Origin of the sequence: Lutibacter sp. Hel_I_33_5 (genome assembly GCF_007827455.1) — a bacterium.
GTDB lineage: Bacteria > Bacteroidota > Bacteroidia > Flavobacteriales > Flavobacteriaceae > Polaribacter.
The window spans coordinates 3,025,695-3,049,400 of the sequence record NZ_VISM01000001.1; the positions used below are offsets into that span (position 1 = coordinate 3,025,695).

Consider the following 23,706-nt stretch of genomic DNA (forward strand, 5'->3'; position numbering starts at 1 on the left):
TATATTATTACGACAAAGTGAATATAAGTTGTTTGTTAAACTTAAAAGTTCGAAAGTAGTATCAGGAATTTAAAACTCTTGATACTATTTTTATCATTTTAAATTACTTATTGATGAATTATATAAAACGTATTTTCCTTTGCTGTTTTGCAATTACCTTATTTTCTTGTTTTAGTTTTACTGAAAAGAAAGCTAAAAAACCGATTTCAGAATTCACGATTCAAAAAGATACAAAAGTCGCTTATTTTGCAAGTGGCTGTTTTTGGTGTGTAGAAGCGATTTTTGAAAGTGTAGCTGGTGTAGAAGAGGCAGTTTCTGGATATGCGGGAGGATTTACCAAAAAACCAACTTATAACACTATTGGTACAGGAGCAACTGGACATGCAGAAACTGTTGCCGTATATTACAATCCTAAAAAAGTATCTTTTAAAACCTTAGTGGCTGTGTTTTTTGGTTCACATGACCCTACTACAAAAAATGGACAGCATCCAGATTATGGATCACAATATAGATCGATTGCATTTTATGAAAATGAAGATGAAAAAGCAATCATAAATAATGCAATTACGTATTTAAACAAAGAGGTGTTTGATAATAAAATTGTTACCGAAGTAACAAAATTTAAGAAATTTCATAAAGCGGAAGAATATCATCAAGATTTTGAGCGTAGAAACCCAAATCAAGGATATGTAAGAGCGGTTTCTATTCCTAGGTTAAATCGATTTAAAAAAAAGTTTCCTGAGCTTTTGAAGAATAAGTAATATATTTTTTTTGGGGAGAGGTATTTCCTAAGATGGTGTTTAAAGTGGTTTTTACCTTTCAAATTCTGTTATAAATCCATCAGCAGCTAAGCCATTGTCAATTTTTAAACTAGTTGCACTTAATAATATTATAACACCTCTTTCCGTGTTGTTTATAAATAAAGTTTCTTGTTTATCATTTTGCTCAACTTGAATATCATATTTTCCACTATCAAGTCCAGAATAAATATCTTCTGGTCCAGTTGAAATAATATTATTTTCAACAATCAAAGTATTATTATTTAAATTAAAAATCCATTCAACTTCTCCATGGTTATAATCAATATTTATTCCTTGTAAGCCACCTCTTACATTTTTTAAAGTCCAGCTTCCACTAAGAGTTTCAGTTTGAGTTGAATTATCACTATTGCAGTTGGTAAAAAAAACTAAACTCAAAATCATTAATAAACTTAATTTTCTAATTCTCATATTTTTCAGGCTATATTTTATAGATGTTGAATTTCAAAAAAGGTTGCGTAAAATACTGCAAACAGTTATTAAATCAACTTTTATTAATTATAGGTAAAAGCAATGTTGCCAATACATAATAACATATTTAATAAAAATAAATGTTATTTGGTTATTAATAATTCTATTACTAAAATAAATTTAGCACAAAAAAAAGCGCCGATAAATCGGCGCTTCATATGTACCCTTAATACATGTTTATTTATAAATCCAAGATAGGTTTATAAACTACTAGAGAGTAGTGAGGGGAAATATTTTTATTGGTCTTCTAACAAAATGTATTGTACATTCATTGTATAAGACCCTGGTTCTGCATAACTTTTATTTCCAGAGTTCGGTAATCCACCCGCTAAAACAGAAGATGCATTTGCAGATGCTGTTACATTTTGTGCAACGGTAGCATCTTCATTATAGGCATTTGGAAATACTGCTGGATAGCTAGGTAAAATTCTATAATCTATTTCATAAGAAAAACTTCCATCAGAAAGATAGCTACCAGCTTCCATATAACTGTATTTATCTCCTTGAGCAACACCACTATGGCCTGCTAAATATTTTCCACTTTTTGATGGAGGAGAAGGTAAGCCGTCTTCAGAAACGTATAAGCTATTACTAGCACTCGTTCTAAATTCGTTTGAAAAGTTTCTGCTATAATCAGCATAAGGGCCAACACTTTTTTCAGCACCTTTGTTAACGTTACTTTGTTTAATTTCTAATAAACTTAAAGGAAGGTCTGCAACAGAATTTGTTGTTGGACCATAACTTTCTTGTTGATTCCAAAAAGTTTTTTCGTTTGTGTTTTTGTTGGTAGATCTTCCAACTGCATATAAATCCCACTTTACAGTAGAAGTTACTTTTAACACCGTTGCTTTGTTTTTCTCAATACCCTTGTAGTATTTAGATTTTTCATCAAAAACAAAGTTAATTTGTTCTGGTGCAGTCATGTCCATCTGTAAAACAGGTTGCATGTCTAGTACAAAAGAAACTCCGTTATTGTTGTTCTTTTGAGCGTTTGTAATAGCACATATGCTTAGGAAACATATAGTTACTATAAATTTAGTTACATTTTTCATAATAAATAATGATTAAGGATTACTAATTTTATTTACAGACAAAAGCCAATGCTTTCATCCATTTTATATTAAATTTTATAAATTGTTTGCTAACTCTTGTAGGGATTGAGTTAGTTAAAATTGCATACTGTAGGGATGATGCAATCTATGTTGTTGAACTTGGTTTAATCTTAACTAGAGGGTAGTTTTATATTTTTTCTATCCAGTTCAATATGGTGTCCGACGCTCGTTTATCTATATTGTATAACATAGAATTTGTTAAAGTTCCAGACGTTAGGTAATGATTCAAATTTGAGATTACCTTTACTGTAATGTAGGGGTTGTTGTAATTTTTTAAGCGCTTAACTTCTGCCAGCGGGTTAATATATTGATCGTTACTCCCAATAATATATATCGTTGGAATTTTTAGCGTTTTGTATGCTATTTCATAGTCTTCTTTAAATAAATTTATGTGTGTGTTACTCCAAAAATTGACATCATTTATATTAAATCCTTTTAATTTAATTGCATCTAAACCTTTGTTTCTAAGTTTGGTGTCTGTAATGTTTAGGTTTTTGTTCTGATGTGTGATGTATAATAAAGTATCTAGTAAATTAATGGTTTCTAGATATGTTTTGTTTTTTATTTGATATTGCTCAAGCGTTTTTATTTGATATTTAGAAGCATCTGCAAAATTCTTTACAGGTGATGCAATCTGAATTAAAAAGTCTACTTGAGATTTTGGTAAAATAGTATATGCTGTAACTGCCGCCATACCACCTAAACTGTGACCTAATAAGCCAATTTGCTTGTCTTGATACGTGTCTACAGATTTTAAATGATTGATAGCGAAAGCAACATCATGTGTTAAGTTTAATATGTTTGAGGTGAATTTTCCTTCAGATTTTCCAACACCACGTTCATCAAAGCGATACACAGCAATATTGTTTTTAAGGAGTTTTTTGGTGAGTTTATAATGTGAGTTTCGTGTATCTTTTCCAGATCCTGGAACAATAACAACTATTTTTTTATAATCAGTTTTTGGGGTGATAAGTGTGCCAGATAGCCAAAGATTATCGTGAGAATTGTGAAAATTAATTTCAGAAAAGCTGAAATCAATTTCAGGAGTGATTTCTTTTTCGTGAGAAAAAACATTTTGAGCGTTACTAGATAGTACACTAAAAATTAAAAAAAAGATTAAAAAAATGTTCCTATTTAAGGACATTACCTAAAAAATTTAAAACCATTAAAATATTAAACTAGGGGTTTAACTTTTAAGATAAAGAGGGTTCTATCTTGTACTATTTTAGGGAATTATGTTGATAGTTGTAGAGGATACTATCGTTTTTTAGGAGGTGAAATAAAATAAAAAATTTTAAATCTGGCGCAAAAGTACAAAAAAAGCATTGTATAACACAATGCTTTTTTAAATTTTATTTCAGTAAAAATTAATCGCAGTAAATCTTATCGTATAAATCTTGATAGATTTTTCTAATAGTTGCGCGTTTCATTTTCATGGTTGGCGTAAGGTGTCCAGCATCAATAGACCATTCTTCAGCAGTTAATTCAAACTTTTTAATGGTTTCCCATTTTCCAAATTTACTATTGCACACATTAACTTCTTTTTCAATTCTATCAATTACTTTCTTGTTGGTAATCAGGTCTTTATTGTCACCTAATTTGATATTTTGTCTTTTTGCCCAATCTCTTACAAATTCAAAATTTGGTTGTACAATTGCTGCAGCCATTTTCTGACCTTCACCAATCACCATAACTTGTTCTATAAAACGAGATTGTTTTAGTTCTCCTTCTAATAAAGGTGGAACAATATATTTTCCTCCAGAGGTTTTAAACATTTCTTTGGTTCTACCAGTAATTTTAAGGAAACCATCTTTATCAATTTCTCCTTTATCACCAGTATGAAAATAACCATTTTTAATAACCGAAGCTGTTTTTTCTGGATCTTTATAATAGCCTTGCATAATATTAGGTCCTTTCGCTAATATCTCACCATCTTCGGCAATTTTAACCTCAACACCATCAATAACTCTACCTACAGTTCCAATTCTAAATCCGCCATTTTCTTCACAGTTTACAGTAATTACAGGAGATGTTTCTGTTAATCCATATCCTTCCATAATTGGCATACCTGCTGCTGTAAAAACGCGAGTTAATCGCTGTTGAAGTGCTGCAGAGCCTGAAACCATTAATTTTAATTCGCCACCTAAAGCGGCTTGCCATTTAGAGAAGATTAATTTTTTAGCGATACTTAATCTTTTTTCATACCACCAACCATTGGCTCCATAAGGTTCATATTTTAAACCTAATTCAATTGCCCAGAAGAATAAACTCTTTTTTATACCAGTTAAATCAGCTCCCTTAGCGTAAATTTTATCATATATTTTTTCATATAATCTTGGAACTGCCGTCATTACCTGTGGCTTAATTTCTTGCGCATTTTCGCTTAATTTTTCTATCGATTCTGCGAAATATATTTCTACACCACAAGATTGATATATGTATAATATCATACGTTCAAAAATATGACAGACAGGTAAAAAACTTAACGCTTTAGAATCTCCTCTGTCTAAAGGGACACGTATTGTGCTACTTAGAACATTACTTACTATATTATTATGAGAAAGCATAACACCTTTTGGTCTTCCCGTAGTTCCGGAAGTATAAATTAAGGTTGCTAAATCTTCTGGTTGTACATTTTCTTTCCGTGCTTCAACATCATTTTGATTACTTTCATCTTTACCAGACTCTAATAATTCTTTCCAACTTTTTTCACCAGCAACATCATCAAAAGTATAAATTTCTTTTAGCTTGGTATTTCCTTTTATTTGATTCAACTTTTCTAAAATAGTAGTATCAGATACGAAACAATAAATAGCTTCAGAATGATTTAAAACATATTCATAATCTTCTTTAGAAATTGTAGGATATATTGGAACATTTTGAGCACCAACTTGTAAAATACCAATATCACAAATATTCCATTCTGTTCTGTTATTTGTTGAAATAACAGCGATTTTATCGTTAGGTTGTACACCTAAATTTAATAAAGCTCTACTTATAGCATTGGCTTTATCAATATACTCTTGTGTGGAAATGGATTCCCATTTTCCATTATATTTAGTGCTAAAAGCTTTAGATAAATTATAATTTTCTTGTTGATAATATGGAAAATCGAATAATCGTTTAATTTCTATTGGCATGTGTTAAAATTTGAAGTATTGCAAAGTATGAAATTTACCTTGATTTAACAAATGACAAAAAGTTAACTTGTTTATTATAGATTATATATTTTTTCGAAGAGTTTTTTATACTTTTCTTTAATAACTTTTCGTTTGACTTTTAAAGTAGGAGTGAGGTGCCCATCATCTATTGTCCATTCATCCGGAGTTATTTCAAATTTCTTTATTTGTTCCCATTTTCCAAAATGTGTATTGCAGCTATCTATTTCTTTCTGAATTCTTTGGATTAATTTCTCATCTGATGTATAATCATGTATAATATGATTATTTCGATTAGACCATTCTTCAACAAACTCAAAATTGATTTGAACTAATGCTGCTGGCATTTTTTGACCTTCGCCAATTACCATAACTTGTTCTATAAATCGAGATTGTTTTAATTGACTTTCTAAAGCCGTAGGCGCAATATATTTACCTCCTGATGTTTTAAATATTTGTTTTTTTCGATCCGTTATCGTTAAAAAACCATCATTATCAACTTTACCAATATCTCCTGTATGTAAATAACCATTGATGATAGTTTCTTTTGTCATCTCTTCATTTTTGTAATAACCCAACATAACATTATCACCTTTTATTAAAATTTCACCATCATCAGCAATTTTAATCTCAACATTATTTAATGGTTTTCCTACTGTGCCAATTTTTAAACCATTATTTCTTAAATCATTTAATGTTCCTGCTGGTGACGATTCAGTCATTCCGTAACCTTCAAAAACATCAATTCCTGCGGCTGTAAATATTCTAATTAATCGATGTTGTAAAGGCGCAGAACCCGAAACCATAAATTGTAAATTGCCTCCTAATGCTTCTTGCCATTTAGAAAAAATGAGCTTTCTAGCAATATTAAGTTTAAAATGATACCAAGCACCATTTTTATGATAAGGTTCATATTTTTCAGCCAATGCTAGTGCCCAAAAAAACAATCCTTTTTTGACACCTGTTAACTGACTTCCTTTGTCAACAATTTTATCAAATATTTTTTCTAATAACCTTGGTACCACTGCTAAATAATGTGGTTTTACCTCTCTTATTGTATCTCCAATTTTTTCGATACTTTCTGCAAAATAGACTTCAAAACCCATTTGCTGATTATAGTATGAGGCTGTTCTTTCAAAAATATGACAAATAGGTAAGTAGCTAATAATTCGTTTATTATTACCTCTTAAGTCTAAGGATAAGCTAGTTGTGTGAACTGCAAAAACAATGTTTTTATGACTTAACATAACTCCTTTTGGTGTTCCTGTAGTACCAGATGTGTAAATAATAGTTGCTAAGTCTTCTGGCTTTACATTGTCTTTTAATGTTGCTATTTTAGTTGAATAGTCTTCATTTTCTCCAATCTCTAAAAATTTGTTCCAACTATATTCATTATTAGATATTTCTAGAGAAAAAATATTTTTTAATTGTGTTTTGTCTACTATAGATTTTACTTTTTTATATAATTCATCATTAGAAACAAAACAATACGTAGCATCAGAATGATTTAAAATATACTCATAATCTTTTTCTGCTAAGGTTGCATATAACGGAACATTTTGTGCCCCAATTTGTAGAACTCCTATATCTAAACTATGCCAATTTGGGTTGTTGTTTGCAGAAATAACCGCTATTTTATCATTTGGTTTTACTCCTAGTTTCAATAAAGAACTACTTACTTTATTTATACTATTTATATATGCTTGCGTAGAAATTGATTTCCAGGTTTTATTTTCTAAGTAATTAAAACATTTTTCTTGTGGAAAGTTTTTTAATTGATGATAAGGAAAATCAAACAGGCGTGTAATTTTTGAAGACATAAATAAAATTTCTTAAATATAAGAAAAAGAAAAATGTTAGCCATTGGCTAACATTTTTATAATTTTATTAGAGGTGCTTTCTTAGTTGTTACTCATTAAGTGTTTGCTAAAACTTCTTCCATTTATTTTGGTGTATTTCGTATCAATATCATAGCCTACATTCATGTTTTTGATATTAAACTCGCCAGTAACCTGTGTATATTTAAGGTTTAAATCTTCTTCGAATTTTGTATTGTTGAAAGAAACACCATCAGAGAACTTTGTGTACTTAAAAGTTGTAGTTTCTTTAAAAATTGAATTTGCAAAACTCACATTCCTATTAAATTTAGCATATTTAAAAGTTGCTGGTTCATTAAAGGTTGTATTGCTAAAAGAAATATTTCTATCAAATTTCGCATATTTAAAAGTGTTGTCTCTTTCAAATTTAGAGCCAGAAAAATCCGTGTTTTTTTCGAATTTAGAGTATTTAAACATGGCTTTTTGTTCAAAAACACAATCTTTAAAAATTACTTCATCTTCAAAACTTGCTATAAATGTATACCCTGAATCTTCATCAGGTATATAGGCTAATACATCATCTTCAAATGTACAGTTTACAAAAGACACCTTAGATTCTATTAATTTTTTAATTTCATTGCTACCATTATTATTCCACCATCTTTTTCTTTTTGGTAGATTTGGTAAGGCTTCGTCCATATATGTTAAATCTAATACGCCAGTAATTGTTGCGTTTTGTAAAGAAACGTTTTTACCTTTTTTTAGATCCTGTAAAATACTAGATGCATCCACAGTTTTTTGTGCAAAAGCAAACGATGTTATTAAAAAGAAGCAAAAGCTTAAAAGTGTAATTTTATGTTTCATGTTTGTAAGTTTTTATTAATTCTATTGTAAAGACAAAACACTTTTTAAATTGTGACAGTTTTAAATGAAAATTAAAATAAATTATAAAAACCGTCACAAACTAAAATCACTTATGTCTTTTGTATAGAACTATACAAACAAACTAATTAAAAATAAATATTATGAAATTTAAAATGATTACTTTTTTGTTGTGCTTACTGTTTTTAAATAACAATATCAATGCACAGAAAACTATTAAACTCACAAATAAATTTGATAAAATTATTGTAAGTCCGCATATAGAAGCAGAGTTTATAAAAGGAAAAGAAACAAGTGTCCAGATTGAAGATATTAATGTTCCTGTAGAAAAGTTTAAATACGAGTTAAAAAATGGGACGCTTCAAGTATATTTAGAAGGTGCTAAAACTTATACAAAAAGTAAAAAGATAGTTTATAGAAATAGAGAACGAAAAGTACCATTATATAAAAATAGAGTTGCAAAAGTAATTATTACGTATGCAAATGTCGATACATTTTCATTGCGAGGAGAAGAGAAAAATACGTTTACTTCTGCATTAGATCAGGAAAAATGTACGTTGCGTATTTATGGAAAGTCAGAAGTAACTATTAATGAAATTGATGTGGAAAAATTAAATGTTTCTATTTACGGTGAAAGCTTTTTGAATATTGAAAAAGGGACAATTAATAGACAAAAAATAACTGCTTATGGAGCAAGTAAAGTAATGGCTTTTGATGTTGTTACAAACGACACTAAAATAACAGCTTACGGTGACGGAACATTTCAACTTAATGCTACCGATAGAATTAAAGTTAGTTCTTATGGAGAAGCAACCGTATTGTATAAAGGAGGGGCAGAACTAAAAAAAGGATTAATAATTGGTGAATCTAAAATTAGAAAATTATTATAGTCACTTTCTTTTACATTTAAAAACCACAAACTCCTGAATTTATTCAGGAGTTTGTGGTTTTATAAAGTGATTATTTTTTCTTCTCAATCCACAACCTAGCATTCTCAAATGCTTCTAACCAAGGTGAAACTTCGTCTTTTCTTCCTGCTGGATAATTTGCCCAATTCCATTGGAACGTAGAACGCTCAATATGTGGCATGGTTACTAAATGTCTTCCAGATGTATCACAAAGCATTGCTGTATTAAAATCAGAACCATTTGGATTATTTGGATATCCTTCATAGCCATATTTTGCAACAATATGATAGTTGTCTTCTTTTTCAGGAAGATTAAATTTTCCTTCGCCATGAGAAATCCAAACCCCTAATTCTGTTCCTGTTAACGTTGATAGCATTACCGAATTATTTTCTTGAATTTTAACCGAAGTAAACGAACTTTCGTGCTTTTTAGAATCGTTATGAATCAATTTTCCGTGAACCTTATGATCTGGATTTATTAAATCTAATTCCATCCATAATTGTGCACCATTACAAATACCAACAGATAAAGTATCTTCTCTTTTAAAGAAGTTTTTTAAGGCTGTATTTGCTTTTTCATTATATTTAAAAGCACCTGCCCAACCTTTAGCAGAACCTAAAACATCTGAGTTTGAAAAACCTCCAACAGCTCCAATAAATTGAATGTCTTCTAAGGTTTCTCTTCCAGAAATTAAATCGGTCATGTGCACATCTTTTACATCAAAACCTGCTAAATACATAGCGTTTGCCATTTCGCGTTCAGAATTTGATCCTTTTTCACGAATGATAGCCGCTTTTGGACGAGATTTCTCGACTGCGCTCGAAATGACAGGAAGTTTTCCTGTAAAATGTTTAGGAAACGTAAATTGTAAAGGTTGATTTTTATAGTTGTCAAAACGATCTTTCGCTAAACCGTTTGCCGTTTGTTTGTTATCTAATAAATATGAAGTTTTATACCAAACATCTCTTAATTCTGAAACATTAAAAGCGAATGAATCTTCATTATTTTTAATAGTTACTTTTCCAGAATCATTTGCCGTTCCTAAAGTAAAAAATTCAATATTATTTTCAGATAAAACAGATTCAATAGATGCATCACCTTGAAAAACAATTCCTGAGTTTTCAGCAAATAAAACTTTAATAGAATCGTCTTCATTTAAAGCTGAAATATCAAGATCAGCACCTAAATTAACATCAGCAAAGCACAACTCTAAAAGCGTTGTAATTAAACCTCCAGAAGCAACGTCGTGACCAGCCGAAATTTTATCAGCTTTTATTAATTCTTGTAGTGTATTAAATGTGTTTTTTACAAAAGCCGAATTTTTAACATCTGGAGCTTCATTTCCAATTGCATTTAAGGCTTGGTTAAACGAACTTCCACCAAGTTTAAAACCGTCTTGAGAAATATTAATATAGTAAATATTTTCGCCATTATTTTGTAAAACAGGCTCTACTACTTTAGAAATTGCATTACAATTTGCAGCTGCAGAAATAATAACAGTTCCAGGAGAAATTACATCTTCATTAGGATATTTTTGCTTCATTGAAAGCGAATCTTTTCCTGTAGGAACATTGATGCCTAAATCAATAGAAAATTCAGAAATAGCTTGTACAGCTTTATACAGTCTCGCATCTTCACCTTCATTTTTACAAGGCCACATCCAGTTTGCCGACAAAGAAACGCTTGCTAAACTATCTTTTAAAGGCGCCCAAATAATATTTGTTAATGCTTCGGTAATCGAATTTCTACTTCCAGCTTCTGGATGAATTAACCCAGAAATAGGCGAGTGGCCAATAGATGTTGCAATCCCTTCTTTTCCATTATAATCTAGCGCCATAACACCTACATTATTTAACGGAATTTGTAACGGGCCAGCACATTGTTGTTTGGCAACTTTACCACCTACACAACGGTCTACTTTATTTGTTAACCAATCTTTACAAGCAACAGCTTCTAGCTGTAAAACTTGTTCTAGATAGATTTGTAAATTTTTAGTTTTATATCTCGGATTCTTGTAATTTCTAACAACCGTTTTATCGGTTAAAATTGTTTTTGGCGAACTACCAAACATATCTTCCAAAGCTAAATCCATCGGTTTGTCGCCTTTGGTTTCCGATTCGAATGTGAATCTGTCGTTTTCGGTAACATCACCAACAGTATACATTGGAGAGCGCTCACGTTCTGCAATTTTTTGTAATGTTTCGGTATGCTTTTCAGCAATCACTAATCCCATACGTTCCTGAGATTCGTTACCAATAATTTCTTTTGCAGATAATGTTGGATCTCCAACAGGTAATTTATCCAAGTTTATTTTTCCACCAGTATCTTCAACAAGTTCTGATAAGCAATTTAAATGTCCACCAGCACCATGATCGTGAATAGAAACAATAAAGTTTTCTTCACTTTCTACCATACCACGAACGGCATTCGCTGCACGCTTTTGCATTTCTGGATTAGAACGTTGTACCGCGTTTAATTCGATGCCTGAAGCAAATTCTCCAGTATCGGCAGATGAAACTGCTGCGCCACCCATTCCGATTCTATAATTTTCGCCACCAAGAATTACAATTTTATCGCCTTCTTTTGGCGTGTCTTTTAATGCTTGTTCTGCTTTTCCGTATCCAATACCTCCAGCTTGCATAATCACTTTATCGTACCCTAACTTTCTTGGATTAGAATCGCTTGATGCCGAATTTTCTTCATGCTCAAAAGTTAATACAGATCCTGTAATTAAAGGTTGTCCAAATTTGTTACCAAAATCCGAAGCACCGTTTGAAGCTTTTATTAAAATATCCATTGGTGTTTGGTACAACCAATCTCTAGCTTCAAATTTTTGTTCCCAAGGTCTGTTTTCTTCTAATCGTGAATATGAAGTCATATAAACTGCTGTTCCTGCTAAAGGTAAAGAACCTTTTCCGCCAGCAAGTCGATCTCTAATTTCTCCTCCAGATCCTGTGGCAGCACCGTTAAAAGGTTCGACCGTAGTAGGGAAATTGTGCGTTTCTGCTTTTAATGAAATTACAGAATTATAATCTTCGGTTTGATAATAGTCTGGTTTGTCTGCCGTTTTAGGAGCAAACTGTTCCACTTTTGGGCCTTTTATAAACGCCACATTATCTTTGTATGCAGAAACAATATCGTTAGGAAATTGTTTCGACGTTTCTTTTATCATTTTAAATAGGGAAGTGGGTTGCTCTTCGCCATCGATAACAAAAGTTCCATTAAATATTTTATGTCTACAGTGTTCTGAGTTAACTTGACTAAATCCAAATACCTCAGAGTCTGTTAGTTTTCTTCCTATTTTTGTAGCAACACTTTCTAGGTACTCAACTTCTTCATCACTTAATGATAAACCTTCTTGTTTATTATATGTAGCAATATCATCAATATCTAAAATAGGTTCTGGCTGAATATCAATCGCAAATGATTCTTGATGAAGTCCATTAAATTTTTCAGAAATCATCGGATCAAAATCAGAAAAATCTTCTGTCGTTGCTTCAAACTCTTCAATTCTAATGATATCAGAAATTCCCATGTTTTGAGTAATTTCTACTGCATTAGTACTCCAAGGCGTAATCATTGCTGCTCTTGGTCCAATAAAAAAAGCGTCTAAAGACGCTGCGTTTATTTTTGGTTGATCGCCAAAAAGCCAATTTAATTTTGAAATAGTGTCTGCTGTTAATTCTTTTGTTGCTTGAACAGCAAATATTGTACTGTTTTGGTTTCCGAAGAAGTGAATCATGCTCTTTTAGTTTGCGTGTTGTTTAAAGATGCAAATTTACTTTTTTTCATTCTAAAATAGATGAATTATTACTGGTAAATTTTAGAGTTATTCACGTGTTTATTAACCAAAAAAAAACGATTCTTAAAGAATCGTTAGTTGAATTAATTTATTTCTTTTCTATGAGCGCCATATAAAATCCGTCAAAACCAGAAATGTGAGACAGTACTTTTTTATCGGATACAAAAGAAAACTCTTTTCCTGCTTCAGAAGCTAAGAACTCTTCCACTTGTAATTGGTTCTCAGATGGCAAAACAGAACAGGTTGCGTATACTAGTTTTCCGCCTGGTTTTACCATTTTTGAATAGCTCTGTAAAATTTCTTGTTGTATTTTTTTAATGTTATCGATAAATTCTGGTTGTAATTTCCATTTAGAATCTGGATTTCTACGAATAACACCTAAACCAGAACACGGAGCATCAATTAAAACTCTATCAGCTTTTCCGTGTAATTTTTTGATTGGTTTTGTAGAATCAATCACACGCATATCAATATTATGCGCTTTATTTCTTTTTGCTCTTACTTTTAATTTACGCAATTTACTTTCGTAAATATCCATCGCAATAACTTGCCCTTTATTTTCCATTAAAGCTGAAAGATGTAATGTTTTTCCTCCCGCACCAGCACAGGTATCTACAACTTTCATTCCTGGTTTTACGTCTAAATAAGCTGCAACAAGTTGCGATGAAGCATCTTGAACTTCAAAAAAACCGTTATGAAATGCTTCTGTTCTAAAAACATTGGCTCTCTCTTCTAAAATTAATGCATCTGGATGATTTGGAACTGGTAATGTATTTACATTCTCAGTTTTTAATTTCTTTTGAAGGAGTTCTCTACTGATATTTAATGTATTAGTTCTTAGAATTACACTAGCTTGTTTGTTTAAAGCGGCTATTTCTTTTGTCCAAATATCTTCACCTAATTCTGAAACACATAACTCATCCATCCAATCTGGAATAGATTCTCTATATTTTCTAGTTTTAGAAAGTTCAGCAAAACGACCTTTAATTCTTCTTTCTGGAACATCACCAATCTGATTCCAATCGGGTAGGGCAATACCTCTTAAAATACACCATACAGAAAATAAGCGCCAAATATTATCTCTATCATAAGGTGCTTTTACTTCTGCAATTTCTGCGTATAACCTATTCCAACGAACAATTTCGTAAATAGTTTCTGCCACAAACTTTCTGTCTCTGCTTCCCCAGCGTTTATCTCTTTTTAACGCTTTTTCTACTGCCTTATCTGCATAAACTCCTTCATTAAAAATATCTCGGATACTATCTATTACTGCAAAAGTTAAGTTTCTATGTAATCTCATTCGTTTGTTTTCTTACAAAGTGCAAAGCTACGAATATATGTGAGTTGTAAAAGGATTAATTTTTCTTTGTAAAGTCTTTAAAAATAACCTTTCTCCGTTTTTCAACAACATAGAAGGAAATATAAACGCCATCTTGAGAATTTTTGAGTTTCATTGGGATGTTATTTCTTGAGATTTTAAAACGTTCTCCTAAGATTTGTTCGTCCATAGTGACCGTATAATCTCCAAAAGGTAAATAGAATTCGAATCGTCCTTTCTTGTTTGTAAGTGTGCTATAAGCGTTGGTGTTTTTTATTGCGGTAATTTTTATTCTTGATAAATCGATAGCTGCTTTATCGGCTACCGCAATTTTCTGACGGTCTAAAATGACGTCTCCATAAACTTTAACACCTCTTACAAAGGGAATGTGAGTTATTCCGTCATCAATAATAAAAATTGAATCTTTTACATTCGGAAACCACCCATTTAGTTTTTCTAATGAAAATGTTTCTAGCTTGTATTTATTTTTCTGAAGATTTTTAACGATTGCTTCTCCATTAGCATCCGTTAGTACTTCATTTTTATTCAATTTAACAACAACATTTTCTAAAGCACTTTCGTTAGCATCTTTTATACTATTTCCATTAATATCAAGAAAAGCAACTATTTTTTTAGTGGCATTTACTTTTTTAGCAAAAGGAATCGGAATTCCGAAATCTTTTCTTAGGCTAAAATTCAAATTAAAATTACTGTTTATTATTGGCCCCGAAGTACCGAAGGTGTTATTGTTTTGTTGATCTACATTGTCGAAAACAGAACTGAAATCTGATGAGCTAAATGTATAATTTGCACTTAAACCAAAACGCCAACCTGTATCTGTAAAGTAATAGACATTAGGAAATATTCCTGCGGTATGATTATTAAATACGTTATTAAAACTATAGATAAGATTAGATTCTAAGACTAATCTTCTATTAGGAAATTGATATTGATTTTGCAACGAAAGTCGTATAGATTGAGGCGTTAAAAAGTCGTTTGTACTTGCTTGTGAAGTAATGGAAGAAAAAGAACCTAGACTATATAAAGCATTAAAGTTCCAGGTTTTATATCTAATTAAGCCTGTAACTTGTAAGTTAAAATAGTCTTTTGCATCTATAATATCTTTTGCTCTAGCATACCCAACTCTTGTAAAAACAGAGGCTAAAAAGTTATTCAAGAAATTAAATTTAGAGTATCTAAAGGTTGCTCCTCTGTTTAATAATGAATTATTGGGTATATTTCTATTTTCGTAATATAAACCTGTTTGATAGGAGCCACTATCATTTTTTGTAGAAAATACAAGGTTAGAGAATACTAAATCTTGTTTATATAATTGATTATTATTGATATCGTATGACGTTAAATCTTGATAGTTTGTAGATAAAAACGAACTCCAATTATTGTTAATTTTATACTGTACTCTATTGTTTGCAACAAATCTTTCAAAATTTGAAAAACTAAAGTTTTTATCATTTACTCTAAAACTTGTATTTACTTTTAATCTCTTTTTTAGAAAGGAGGCATTATAACTACCGCCAAACATAAAGCCTTTTCTAGTTTCTGAAGTGTTTAAAATTTCTTTATTAGAAAATACAGTATTAATATTAATACCATGCTTGTTAAATATTTTTGCGTTCGCACTTAAAGAAGCAATGGTTATGTTTCTATTTGAAATATTATTTATATTTCTACCAACACTTGCGGTAATTTCATAGCCATTATAAGGTCTAAATCGATACCAACCACCAAAAGTTCTATTGTTTTTAGAATCAAAAAATCCATTTGAGTTTACAAAAAATGCACCAGCTGCATGTTTTTCAGAAAATAAATAGGACGCTTTTACACCTGTACCAGCATTGGCAATTCCAATTAAATTTCCGCTTACTTGCCCAACTTCAATGCTCTTTTTTTCATCAAAATAACCAACATACCACGGCATGTTATTAAAAACATTGTTGGTGAAAAAAGCATTACTATAATTTATTTGAGTAGAGTAAATAATATTAGCTTTGGAATTAAGCTGTTTAAAGCCTCGTAAACTTAATGCAAGAAAAGAACGATCATCTAGAACGTTTTGTGCGTTTAATTCTACTGTTAATGGTAAATAAGGGTATCCGTAAGGATTAGCCTCTAATTCATTAGGCAGTTTTACAAAATTTAATTTTGTTCTTTTCCTTGAAAAATTACTTTCAAATTTTGGTTCACTACTATTAATAATCAACGAATGTGTTTTTCGCTTCTTATTTTTATTTGGTAAATAGGTGTTTAAAGAAATTCGTTTATGGTTTCTTTTTAGCAAATTATTAATATTAGCAACATAACTAAACTCTTTTTGAGCTCTTGGTTCTAAACTAATTGTTGTATTAATGTTCTTTAAACGATTAAATAAAGTATCCGTAAGAAATAAGTCTTTTTTAGGAATGTTAAAGTTGATAAACAAATCTTGATTGTTGTTTCCAGTATTTATTACAGAAAAGTCAAATCGTTTCGTTGTTTCACCATTTTTAAAATAAATATTTGTGTTATTTGGAGCGCTTAATGCCCAAGAAATTCTTTTTTTAGTTTTTAAAGAAAAGAAATTATTTGCTAATTGCTGGTCTTCTTCACCAACTAAAAAGGTATTAACTATTATTTCTGTATTTCCATTAATTAATTTTCTTGGGCTTATAATTATCGGTACATATAAGGTATCGTTAGCTTTTACAGTATATGTTTTTGTGGCATCATCAATTCGTGTCCAGCCACCAGGATAAATTAAATCTGTTTTAAAACGTATTTCTTTTTTACCAATATTTACAATATGCAAAACGTTAGAAACTACTTCTCCAGGTTTTAAATTAATAATTTTTCTAGCATACTTTGTCAGTAAATTTCCGCTTCTTAAAAACTCATTATCTTCATCTTCTTCGATAAAATTCCTTTTCCCAGGAGCAACTAAAGTTTTAGAAATACTTTGTGTTATGGTGTCTTTTGGAATTATTGATTCACTTATTTGTTTTTTTTCTTCTGCTTTATTTACGATATCTTCTAAAATTGTAAAATCACCTTCTTTTGAGTTGATTTTCTTCTCTTCTTTATTGGTTGGAGTGGTAGTAACTATTTCAGGTAATTCAGCAACTGTCTTCTTTTGTGGTGCGCTAACTATTGTAGATTCATTTTCTTTTGAGTTAATTTTCTCCGTTTCTTTTTTTGTTGGCGTAGTAGTAACTATTTCAGGTAATTCAGCAACTGTCTTCTTTTGTGGTGCGCTAACTATTGTAGATTCATTTTCTTTTGAGTTAATTTTCTCCGTTTCTTTTTTGGTTGGAGTGGTAGTAACTATTTCTGGTGATTCAGCAATAGTCTTTTTTTGAGGTGCATTTATTATTGTAGATTCATTTTCTTTTGAGTTAATTTTCTCCGTTTCTTTTTTGGTTGGAGTGGTAGTAACTATTTCTGTTGATTCAGCAATAGTCTTTTTTTGAGGTGCATTTACTATTGTAGATTCACTTCCTTTTGAGTTAATTTTCTCCGTTTCTTTATTGGTTGGATTGTTAACAGCTACTTCTGACGATTCAGCAAGTATCTTCTTTTTATTCAGTACAACTTCTTGAGCTGGATTAATATCTTCTTTAATTACTATTTTGCTTTTTGCATTTTCTTTTTTCTTCAGAACAGTTTTTTCAAGAGCTTTTGTTATTTCTTTTGTTGCTGATGCAATTGATTCTTTTTTCTCTTTTACTTCAGTATTAGGACTTTCTGATGTTGTCTTTTTCTGATTTAATGCAACTTCCTCTTTTGATTCTGTTACACTATTTTTTTCAATAGAAGGATCTTCTTTAAGATGTATGATTTCTTTTAAAGTAATTGGATCGATTATTTTTTTTGGTGGAGGTTTTACTTCAGTAAAAACTACTTCTTTATTTTCGTCTTTAATTTTTTGCTTAACGTTCTTTGCAAGTCGCTCTAGTTCTAAATTATTTTTAAGTGTTTTTAAAGAGTCTAATTTCTTTTTTCTTTGAAGTAAAGCATAACGTTTTTGTTTAAGCTTATCTAAATCTCTTGCTTTTTTTTCTGCAATTCTAATTTTCCTAGCCTCTTGTCTTACCTTTAATCGTGCTTTTTTAATAGAATCTTTTTTTCTTTTTTGGGCAATTTTTGCAGCTCTTATTTTTTTTAATATAGTAGCTCTAGATTCTTTTTTTACAGGAATTGTATCGTTTTCTTGAGAAAAACTTGATTGCGAGCATAGAAGAGCACAAATGAATAAAAGTTTATAAAGAAATTTTAATAAAGAAGAATTATTGGTTTTCAAATCTTTATAAGTTTTCTGATAATAGGAATCTAATATTTAATTTGAATATTCCTGGATTAAAAGAAAAGTCTGGTTTAAACCTAATATCAACATTAAAATTAAACTCATTATAATTTGTTAAATAACTTCCTGCACCATTTATATTATCTGTACAGCTTCCGGCTGGAGTAACTGGTAACATCTGTTCTATGATATCTAAAATATCATTTGCATCTGTAAACGATCTATAAATTCCATCTGAAGGTGATGTAGTACAAGAATTCCTTACTCTAATTTCTAAAGAATTTATTAAAGGGTTTTGACCATTTCCATTACCATAAGTAGTAATTTCTTCCCATTCTGTAGGTGGAGTTCCAGCACCAGAATTATTATCAATAAACATACGCAAACTCCAAGAACATAATGGATCTGGTGTGTTTTTATCTTCTACGGTTACTCTAATTCTTGTAACACTATTAATTGTAATACCAGATTGGTAATTCGTAAAATTATCAAAAACCATTAAAGAGTTTACAGTTGTATCTGGCGTTATAGAAACATCGCCACAATGAATTTGAGCATTGCTTGTTGTAGTTGCCCAAAATAACACGACTACTATTAGAAAATTTAATACTTTAGATAGTTTTAAAATCATTCTTATTATAAAAAGGATGTAACTAAGTAATTAAGTTACATCCTTTTTTAATTACATTTTTATTTTTTTTATTGGTCTTCTAGTAAAACATATTGTACATACATTGTATATACTCCAGGTTCTGCATAGTTACCCGCAGCATTTGCAGTTACAATATCTTCTGCAGCAGCTGTTGTTTGATTAAATGCATTTGGGAATACAGCCGGTAAACTTGGTAAAATTCTATAATCCATTACATAGTAAAAGTTAGAAGATGTACCAGTTTGGTTTAAATAACTACCACCAGCCATAAAATCTCCAGTACCAGTTGTACCATCGTGTCCAGCAATATATTTGTTATTTAAGTCTGGTGCGTTAGAACCACCATCATCATTTACAAATACACTATTAGATCCAGAAGGAGTACTTGCATTTGGAAAACGTGCACTATAATCTCTAAAAGGACCAGTACTTGCTCCACCACCAGTATTTGCTTGACTCTGTCTAAGCTCTAATAAACTGATAGGTAAGTCTGATATAGAATTTGAAGAACTTCCGTAAGATACTTGTTGATCCCAAAATCTATTTCCTCTTTGCGATCTACCTACTGCATATAAATCCCAGTTTACTGTAGAACTTACTTTTAATATAGTACCACCATGTTGGGTAATACCTGCATTGTACTCATTCACCTCATCAAAAACGAATTCGATTTGATTCGGAGTAGTCATTTCTAATTGCAACACCGGTTGCATGTCTAATGTGATTGACACATCTTTTTCGTCAATCAATTGTGCGTTGGCAGATGAAAATACACCTACTAGTAGCACTGCTGTAATTACTAAATTTAGTTTTCTCATAATAAATAAAATTTAAGGGAGTTTTTGTTAATATTAATTTTTTATAATTTATTTGATTTCAAATTCCATTTTTGCTGCTTGTATTTCATCAGAACTTTCGTAATCTAATACTCCTACAGCCAAATATTTTCCACTAGGGAGTTTATCTGGTAATGTAAAAGAGAAGTTTCTTTCTAGTTCTGGTATGATAGTAAACTTTTTCACTTTTAATCTTTCTTGTTGCCCAGTACTTAAATTTGTTAAATCTATATAAGAAGTACAATACGCAATTCCGTCTCCAGTATTTTGAACTTTTAAAAATAAAGAGGCAGTATCTTCTGACTGATCAAACTGAAAATCAGTGAACTCTACTTTATTAGATAATACATTTGGCGGATTTTGATAAGCAAAAATTCCAAATGCAAAAGTTGGTATTACTCCTAAGGCAACTGTACCATTACTTTTACGTGTATTTGCTAAAGAGGTTCTTGGAGCTTCTTGTTCTACCATTAAGATAGACCAAGCTGCTTTTCTACCAGAATCATCATTAGGAACACTAACGGTAACTTTTACTAATCTTTTTTCGAAAGGCTTTAATTCTACAAAAGTAGGAGAGACGCTTAACCATTTAGATAATGAATATTTTCCTTTTCCAGGAGGTAAAAAACTACTCTTACCTCTGCTATTCATATCAAAGTCATACATGTTTACATTAAACTGCATGTTACTATTCGTACTATTATTAATAGTAATATTATAGGTTTTTACTTCTCCTTGTTTTTGATTGAAATGGAAATGTGCAGGTGAGACCGAAACTCCAGTGGATTTACGAGCAGGTTTGTTTTGACTATTGACATTCTGAGTGTTTAAACAAACAGAAAAAACCAACATAATCATCAAAACTGAATATAGGGGAATTCTAGTTTTTAGGGGCATTAAATTTGGTTTACTGAGTCAAATAAACAAATTTAGAATTTAATAAACAAATCCAAAGCCTATTAATTTTGTTTTGTTTTCTTTAATTTCGTCAAATAGAAGGAATAAAAAATTTAATCTTTTTTAGTTGATTTCGCTACAAAAACCAATTACATATATAAAAGGTGTTAGCCTTAATAAAGCAGCACTATACTACAAGGAGCTAGGTATAAAAACATGTAATGATCTATTGCATTTCTTTCCTTTTAGATATATTGATAAAACTAATTTTTATGCTATTAAAGATTTACAAATTAATAGTTCAGAAGTACAGGTTGTAGGTAAAATAACTCATATTAAGTCTGTTACGCAAAAAAGAGGGAGTCGATTAGTGGCAACTTTTGTTGATACTTCGGGTACGATAGAGCTTATTTGGTTTAAAGGGCAAAAGTGGATTAAAGATTCTTTAAAGGTTAATGAACCTTATGTTGTCTATGGTAAATTGAATCATTATAAAGGAAGTTTTAGTATTCCGCATCCAGAAATGGAACTTGTTTCAGAATATAAAAAGAAGTTGCAACCAAAAATGCAACCAGTGTATCCTTCCACAGAAATGTTGGCTAATAAAGGGATCAGCAATAAAGTTACACAAACAAGTATGCTACATCTTTTTACAGAGATTTATGATGGCATTCAAGAAAATTTACCAGACTACCTTATAAAAGAACATAACTTACTGAATAAAAAGGATGCTTTACTGAATATCCATTTCCCTAAAAGTCAGGAATTATTAGCAAAAGCATCGTATCGATTAAAGTTTGAAGAGTTGTTTTTTATTCAATTACAATTAATTCAGAAAAAATTGATTCGTAAACAAAAAAATAAAGGATTTGTTTTTGAGCAAGTAGGTGAGCATTTCAATACTTTTTATACAAACTACTTACCGTTTAGTTTAACCAACGCTCAGAAAAGAGTATTAAAAGAGGTAAGAAAAGATGTTGCTTCCAATGCACATATGAACCGATTATTACAAGGCGATGTTGGGTCTGGAAAAACCATTGTTGCATTATTATCTATGTTATTAGCAATAGATAATGGTTTTCAAACGGCTATTATGGCTCCAACAGAAATCTTAGCAACTCAACATTATACAGGTATTATTGAGTTATTATCTGAAATGGACATCAATGTTGCTTTATTAACAGGTTCAACCAAAGTAAAAAAACGAAGAGAAATTCATGAAAGCCTAGAAAACGGAACGTTACATATATTAATAGGTACACACGCTTTATTAGAAGATAAAGTACAATTCAAAAATTTAGGAATCGCAATTATTGATGAACAACATCGATTTGGTGTTGCGCAACGTTCAAAATTGTGGTTGAAAAATAAAATCCCACCACATATTTTAGTAATGACAGCAACGCCAATTCCGAGAACTTTAGCGATGTCAGTTTATGGGGATTTAGATATTTCTGTGATTGACGAATTACCACCCGGTAGAAAAGAAGTGAAAACAGTACATCGATATGATAGTAATCGCTTGTCAGTTTTTAAATTTATGAAAGATGAAGTTGCAAAAGGAAGACAAGTATATGTTGTTTATCCATTAATTCAGGAATCTGAAGCCATGGATTATAAAGATTTGAAGGATGGTTATGAAAGTATATCACGAGAATTTCCTAATCCGAAATATCAAATAAGTATTGTTCATGGAAAAATGAAACCTGCGGATAAAGAATTTGAAATGAATCGTTTTGTTAAGGGCGAAACTCAAATAATGGTAGCAACAACTGTTATAGAAGTAGGTGTTAATGTACCAAATGCTTCGGTAATGATTATAGAGAGTGCCGAGCGATTTGGATTAAGTCAGTTACATCAATTACGAGGTAGGGTTGGACGAGGAGCAGACCAAAGTTATTGTATATTATTATCTAGTTTTAAATTGTCTTCGGAAGCCAAAACACGTTTAAAAACCATGGTTGAAACTTCAGACGGATTCAAAATTGCAGAAGTAGATTTAAAATTACGAGGTCCAGGAAATATGATGGGAACACAACAAAGTGGTGTATTAAATTTAAAAATTGCTGATGTTGTTAAAGATACTCCTATTCTGGTAAAAGCTAGAAATACAGCTATAGAACTATTACAAAACGATCCAAGTTTATCTAAACCAGAAAATACCGTATTGCAAAAAGCTTTTTTAGAACTTCAAAAAACTAGTGGTTTGTGGGGTAATATTAGTTAACAAAAAAACTCGCAACATATGTTACGAGTTTTACTATTTTTTAAAAGCTAATCTTACTTAAAACTGCTCTCTTCCAGAAAAATGAAAGTTTCCTTCAATTTGTGCATTCTCATCAGAATCAGAACCATGAACTGCATTTTCTCCCATAGAAGTTGCGTATAATTTTCTAATTGTTCCTTCAGCTGCATCTGCAGGGTTTGTAGCTCCAATTAAAGTTCTAAAATCTTCTACTGCATTTTCCTTTTCTAAGATAGCCGAAATAATTGGACCGCGCGTCATAAACGCAACTAATTCACCAAAAAACGGACGCTCATTATGCACAGCATAAAAAGTTTCAGCATCTGCTAACGTCATTTGTGTTTTTTTAAGCGCTACAATTCTAAATCCAGCTGCATTAATTTTTTCTAGGATAGCACCAGTATGTCCGTTTTCTACGCCATCTGGTTTAATCATTGTAAATGTTCTATTTGTTGCCATTATAATAAATATTTCTTTTGTTAAATTAATTAGT

General features: G+C 30.8%; 16 protein-coding genes. 3 read left to right on the forward strand and 13 right to left on the reverse strand.

Translation table 11 applies throughout. The features are described from left to right. The first annotated feature begins 113 nt into the window (after nt 1-113). Nucleotides 114-761: a peptide-methionine (S)-S-oxide reductase MsrA gene (gene msrA, locus OD91_RS13110; RefSeq protein WP_144896825.1), complete on the forward strand. Its 648-nt coding sequence runs from the start codon at nt 114-116 to the stop codon at nt 759-761. 51 nt (nt 762-812) lie between these two features. Here msrA and OD91_RS13115 read toward each other — a convergent pair whose 3' ends face one another. From OD91_RS13115 to OD91_RS13140, 6 genes are all read right to left on the reverse strand, one after another. Continuing rightward, the gene (locus OD91_RS13115; protein WP_144896826.1) at nt 813-1,229 is read right to left on the reverse strand and encodes a hypothetical protein; all 417 of its coding nucleotides are present in this window, start codon (nt 1,227-1,229) and stop codon (nt 813-815) included. A gap of 296 nt (nt 1,230-1,525) precedes the next feature. After that, nucleotides 1,526-2,341 (reverse strand): hypothetical protein, encoded by an 816-nt coding sequence (locus OD91_RS13120; RefSeq protein WP_144896827.1) that lies wholly within the window; start codon nt 2,339-2,341, stop codon nt 1,526-1,528. Nucleotides 2,342-2,528: 187 nt separating this feature from the next. Beyond that, nucleotides 2,529-3,545, reverse strand: a complete 1,017-nt coding sequence (locus OD91_RS13125) for an alpha/beta hydrolase (RefSeq protein WP_144896828.1) — start codon at nt 3,543-3,545, stop codon at nt 2,529-2,531. Between the two features lie 223 nt (nt 3,546-3,768). Next, a complete protein-coding gene (locus OD91_RS13130) occupies nt 3,769-5,541 on the reverse strand; it encodes a long-chain fatty acid--CoA ligase (RefSeq protein ID WP_144896829.1) in 1,773 nt (590 codons plus the stop codon). A gap of 74 nt (nt 5,542-5,615) precedes the next feature. Next, a complete protein-coding gene (locus OD91_RS13135) occupies nt 5,616-7,379 on the reverse strand; it encodes a long-chain fatty acid--CoA ligase (protein ID WP_144896830.1) in 1,764 nt (587 codons plus the stop codon). Between the two features lie 81 nt (nt 7,380-7,460). Then, complete coding sequence (locus OD91_RS13140) at nt 7,461-8,240, reverse strand: pentapeptide repeat-containing protein (RefSeq protein WP_144896831.1); 780 nt, start codon at nt 8,238-8,240, stop codon at nt 7,461-7,463. Nucleotides 8,241-8,401: 161 nt separating this feature from the next. On the opposite strand from OD91_RS13140, the gene OD91_RS13145 reads away from it, so the two are divergent. Then, nucleotides 8,402-9,148 (forward strand): head GIN domain-containing protein, encoded by a 747-nt coding sequence (locus tag OD91_RS13145; protein WP_144896832.1) that lies wholly within the window; start codon nt 8,402-8,404, stop codon nt 9,146-9,148. Between the two features lie 70 nt (nt 9,149-9,218). On the opposite strand, the gene purL is transcribed toward OD91_RS13145, so the two are convergent. The 6 genes from purL to OD91_RS13175 form a co-directional block, all read right to left on the reverse strand. Beyond that, a complete protein-coding gene (gene purL, locus OD91_RS13150) occupies nt 9,219-12,908 on the reverse strand; it encodes a phosphoribosylformylglycinamidine synthase (protein WP_144896833.1) in 3,690 nt (1,229 codons plus the stop codon). A gap of 148 nt (nt 12,909-13,056) precedes the next feature. Then, on the reverse strand, nt 13,057-14,268 hold the full coding sequence (locus tag OD91_RS13155; RefSeq protein ID WP_144896834.1) for an RsmB/NOP family class I SAM-dependent RNA methyltransferase: 1,212 nt from the start codon (nt 14,266-14,268) through the stop codon (nt 13,057-13,059). Between the two features lie 55 nt (nt 14,269-14,323). After that, nucleotides 14,324-18,580, reverse strand: a complete 4,257-nt coding sequence (locus OD91_RS13160; protein WP_144896835.1) for a hypothetical protein — start codon at nt 18,578-18,580, stop codon at nt 14,324-14,326. Between the two features lie 4 nt (nt 18,581-18,584). After that, nucleotides 18,585-19,214, reverse strand: coding sequence for a hypothetical protein (locus OD91_RS13165; protein ID WP_144896836.1), 630 nt, complete (start codon nt 19,212-19,214; stop codon nt 18,585-18,587). 68 nt (nt 19,215-19,282) lie between these two features. Beyond that, a complete protein-coding gene (locus OD91_RS13170; protein ID WP_144896837.1) occupies nt 19,283-20,053 on the reverse strand; it encodes a hypothetical protein in 771 nt (256 codons plus the stop codon). A 48-nt stretch (nt 20,054-20,101) separates the two neighbouring features. Then, the gene (locus OD91_RS13175; RefSeq protein ID WP_144896838.1) at nt 20,102-20,968 is read right to left on the reverse strand and encodes a hypothetical protein; all 867 of its coding nucleotides are present in this window, start codon (nt 20,966-20,968) and stop codon (nt 20,102-20,104) included. A 130-nt stretch (nt 20,969-21,098) separates the two neighbouring features. Between OD91_RS13175 and recG the strand changes: the two genes are divergently transcribed. After that, the gene (gene recG, locus OD91_RS13180) at nt 21,099-23,195 is read left to right on the forward strand and encodes an ATP-dependent DNA helicase RecG (RefSeq protein WP_144896979.1); all 2,097 of its coding nucleotides are present in this window, start codon (nt 21,099-21,101) and stop codon (nt 23,193-23,195) included. A 57-nt stretch (nt 23,196-23,252) separates the two neighbouring features. Here recG and OD91_RS13185 read toward each other — a convergent pair whose 3' ends face one another. Beyond that, a complete protein-coding gene (locus OD91_RS13185; protein ID WP_144896839.1) occupies nt 23,253-23,672 on the reverse strand; it encodes a nucleoside-diphosphate kinase in 420 nt (139 codons plus the stop codon). Between the last annotated feature and the right edge of the window lie 34 nt (nt 23,673-23,706).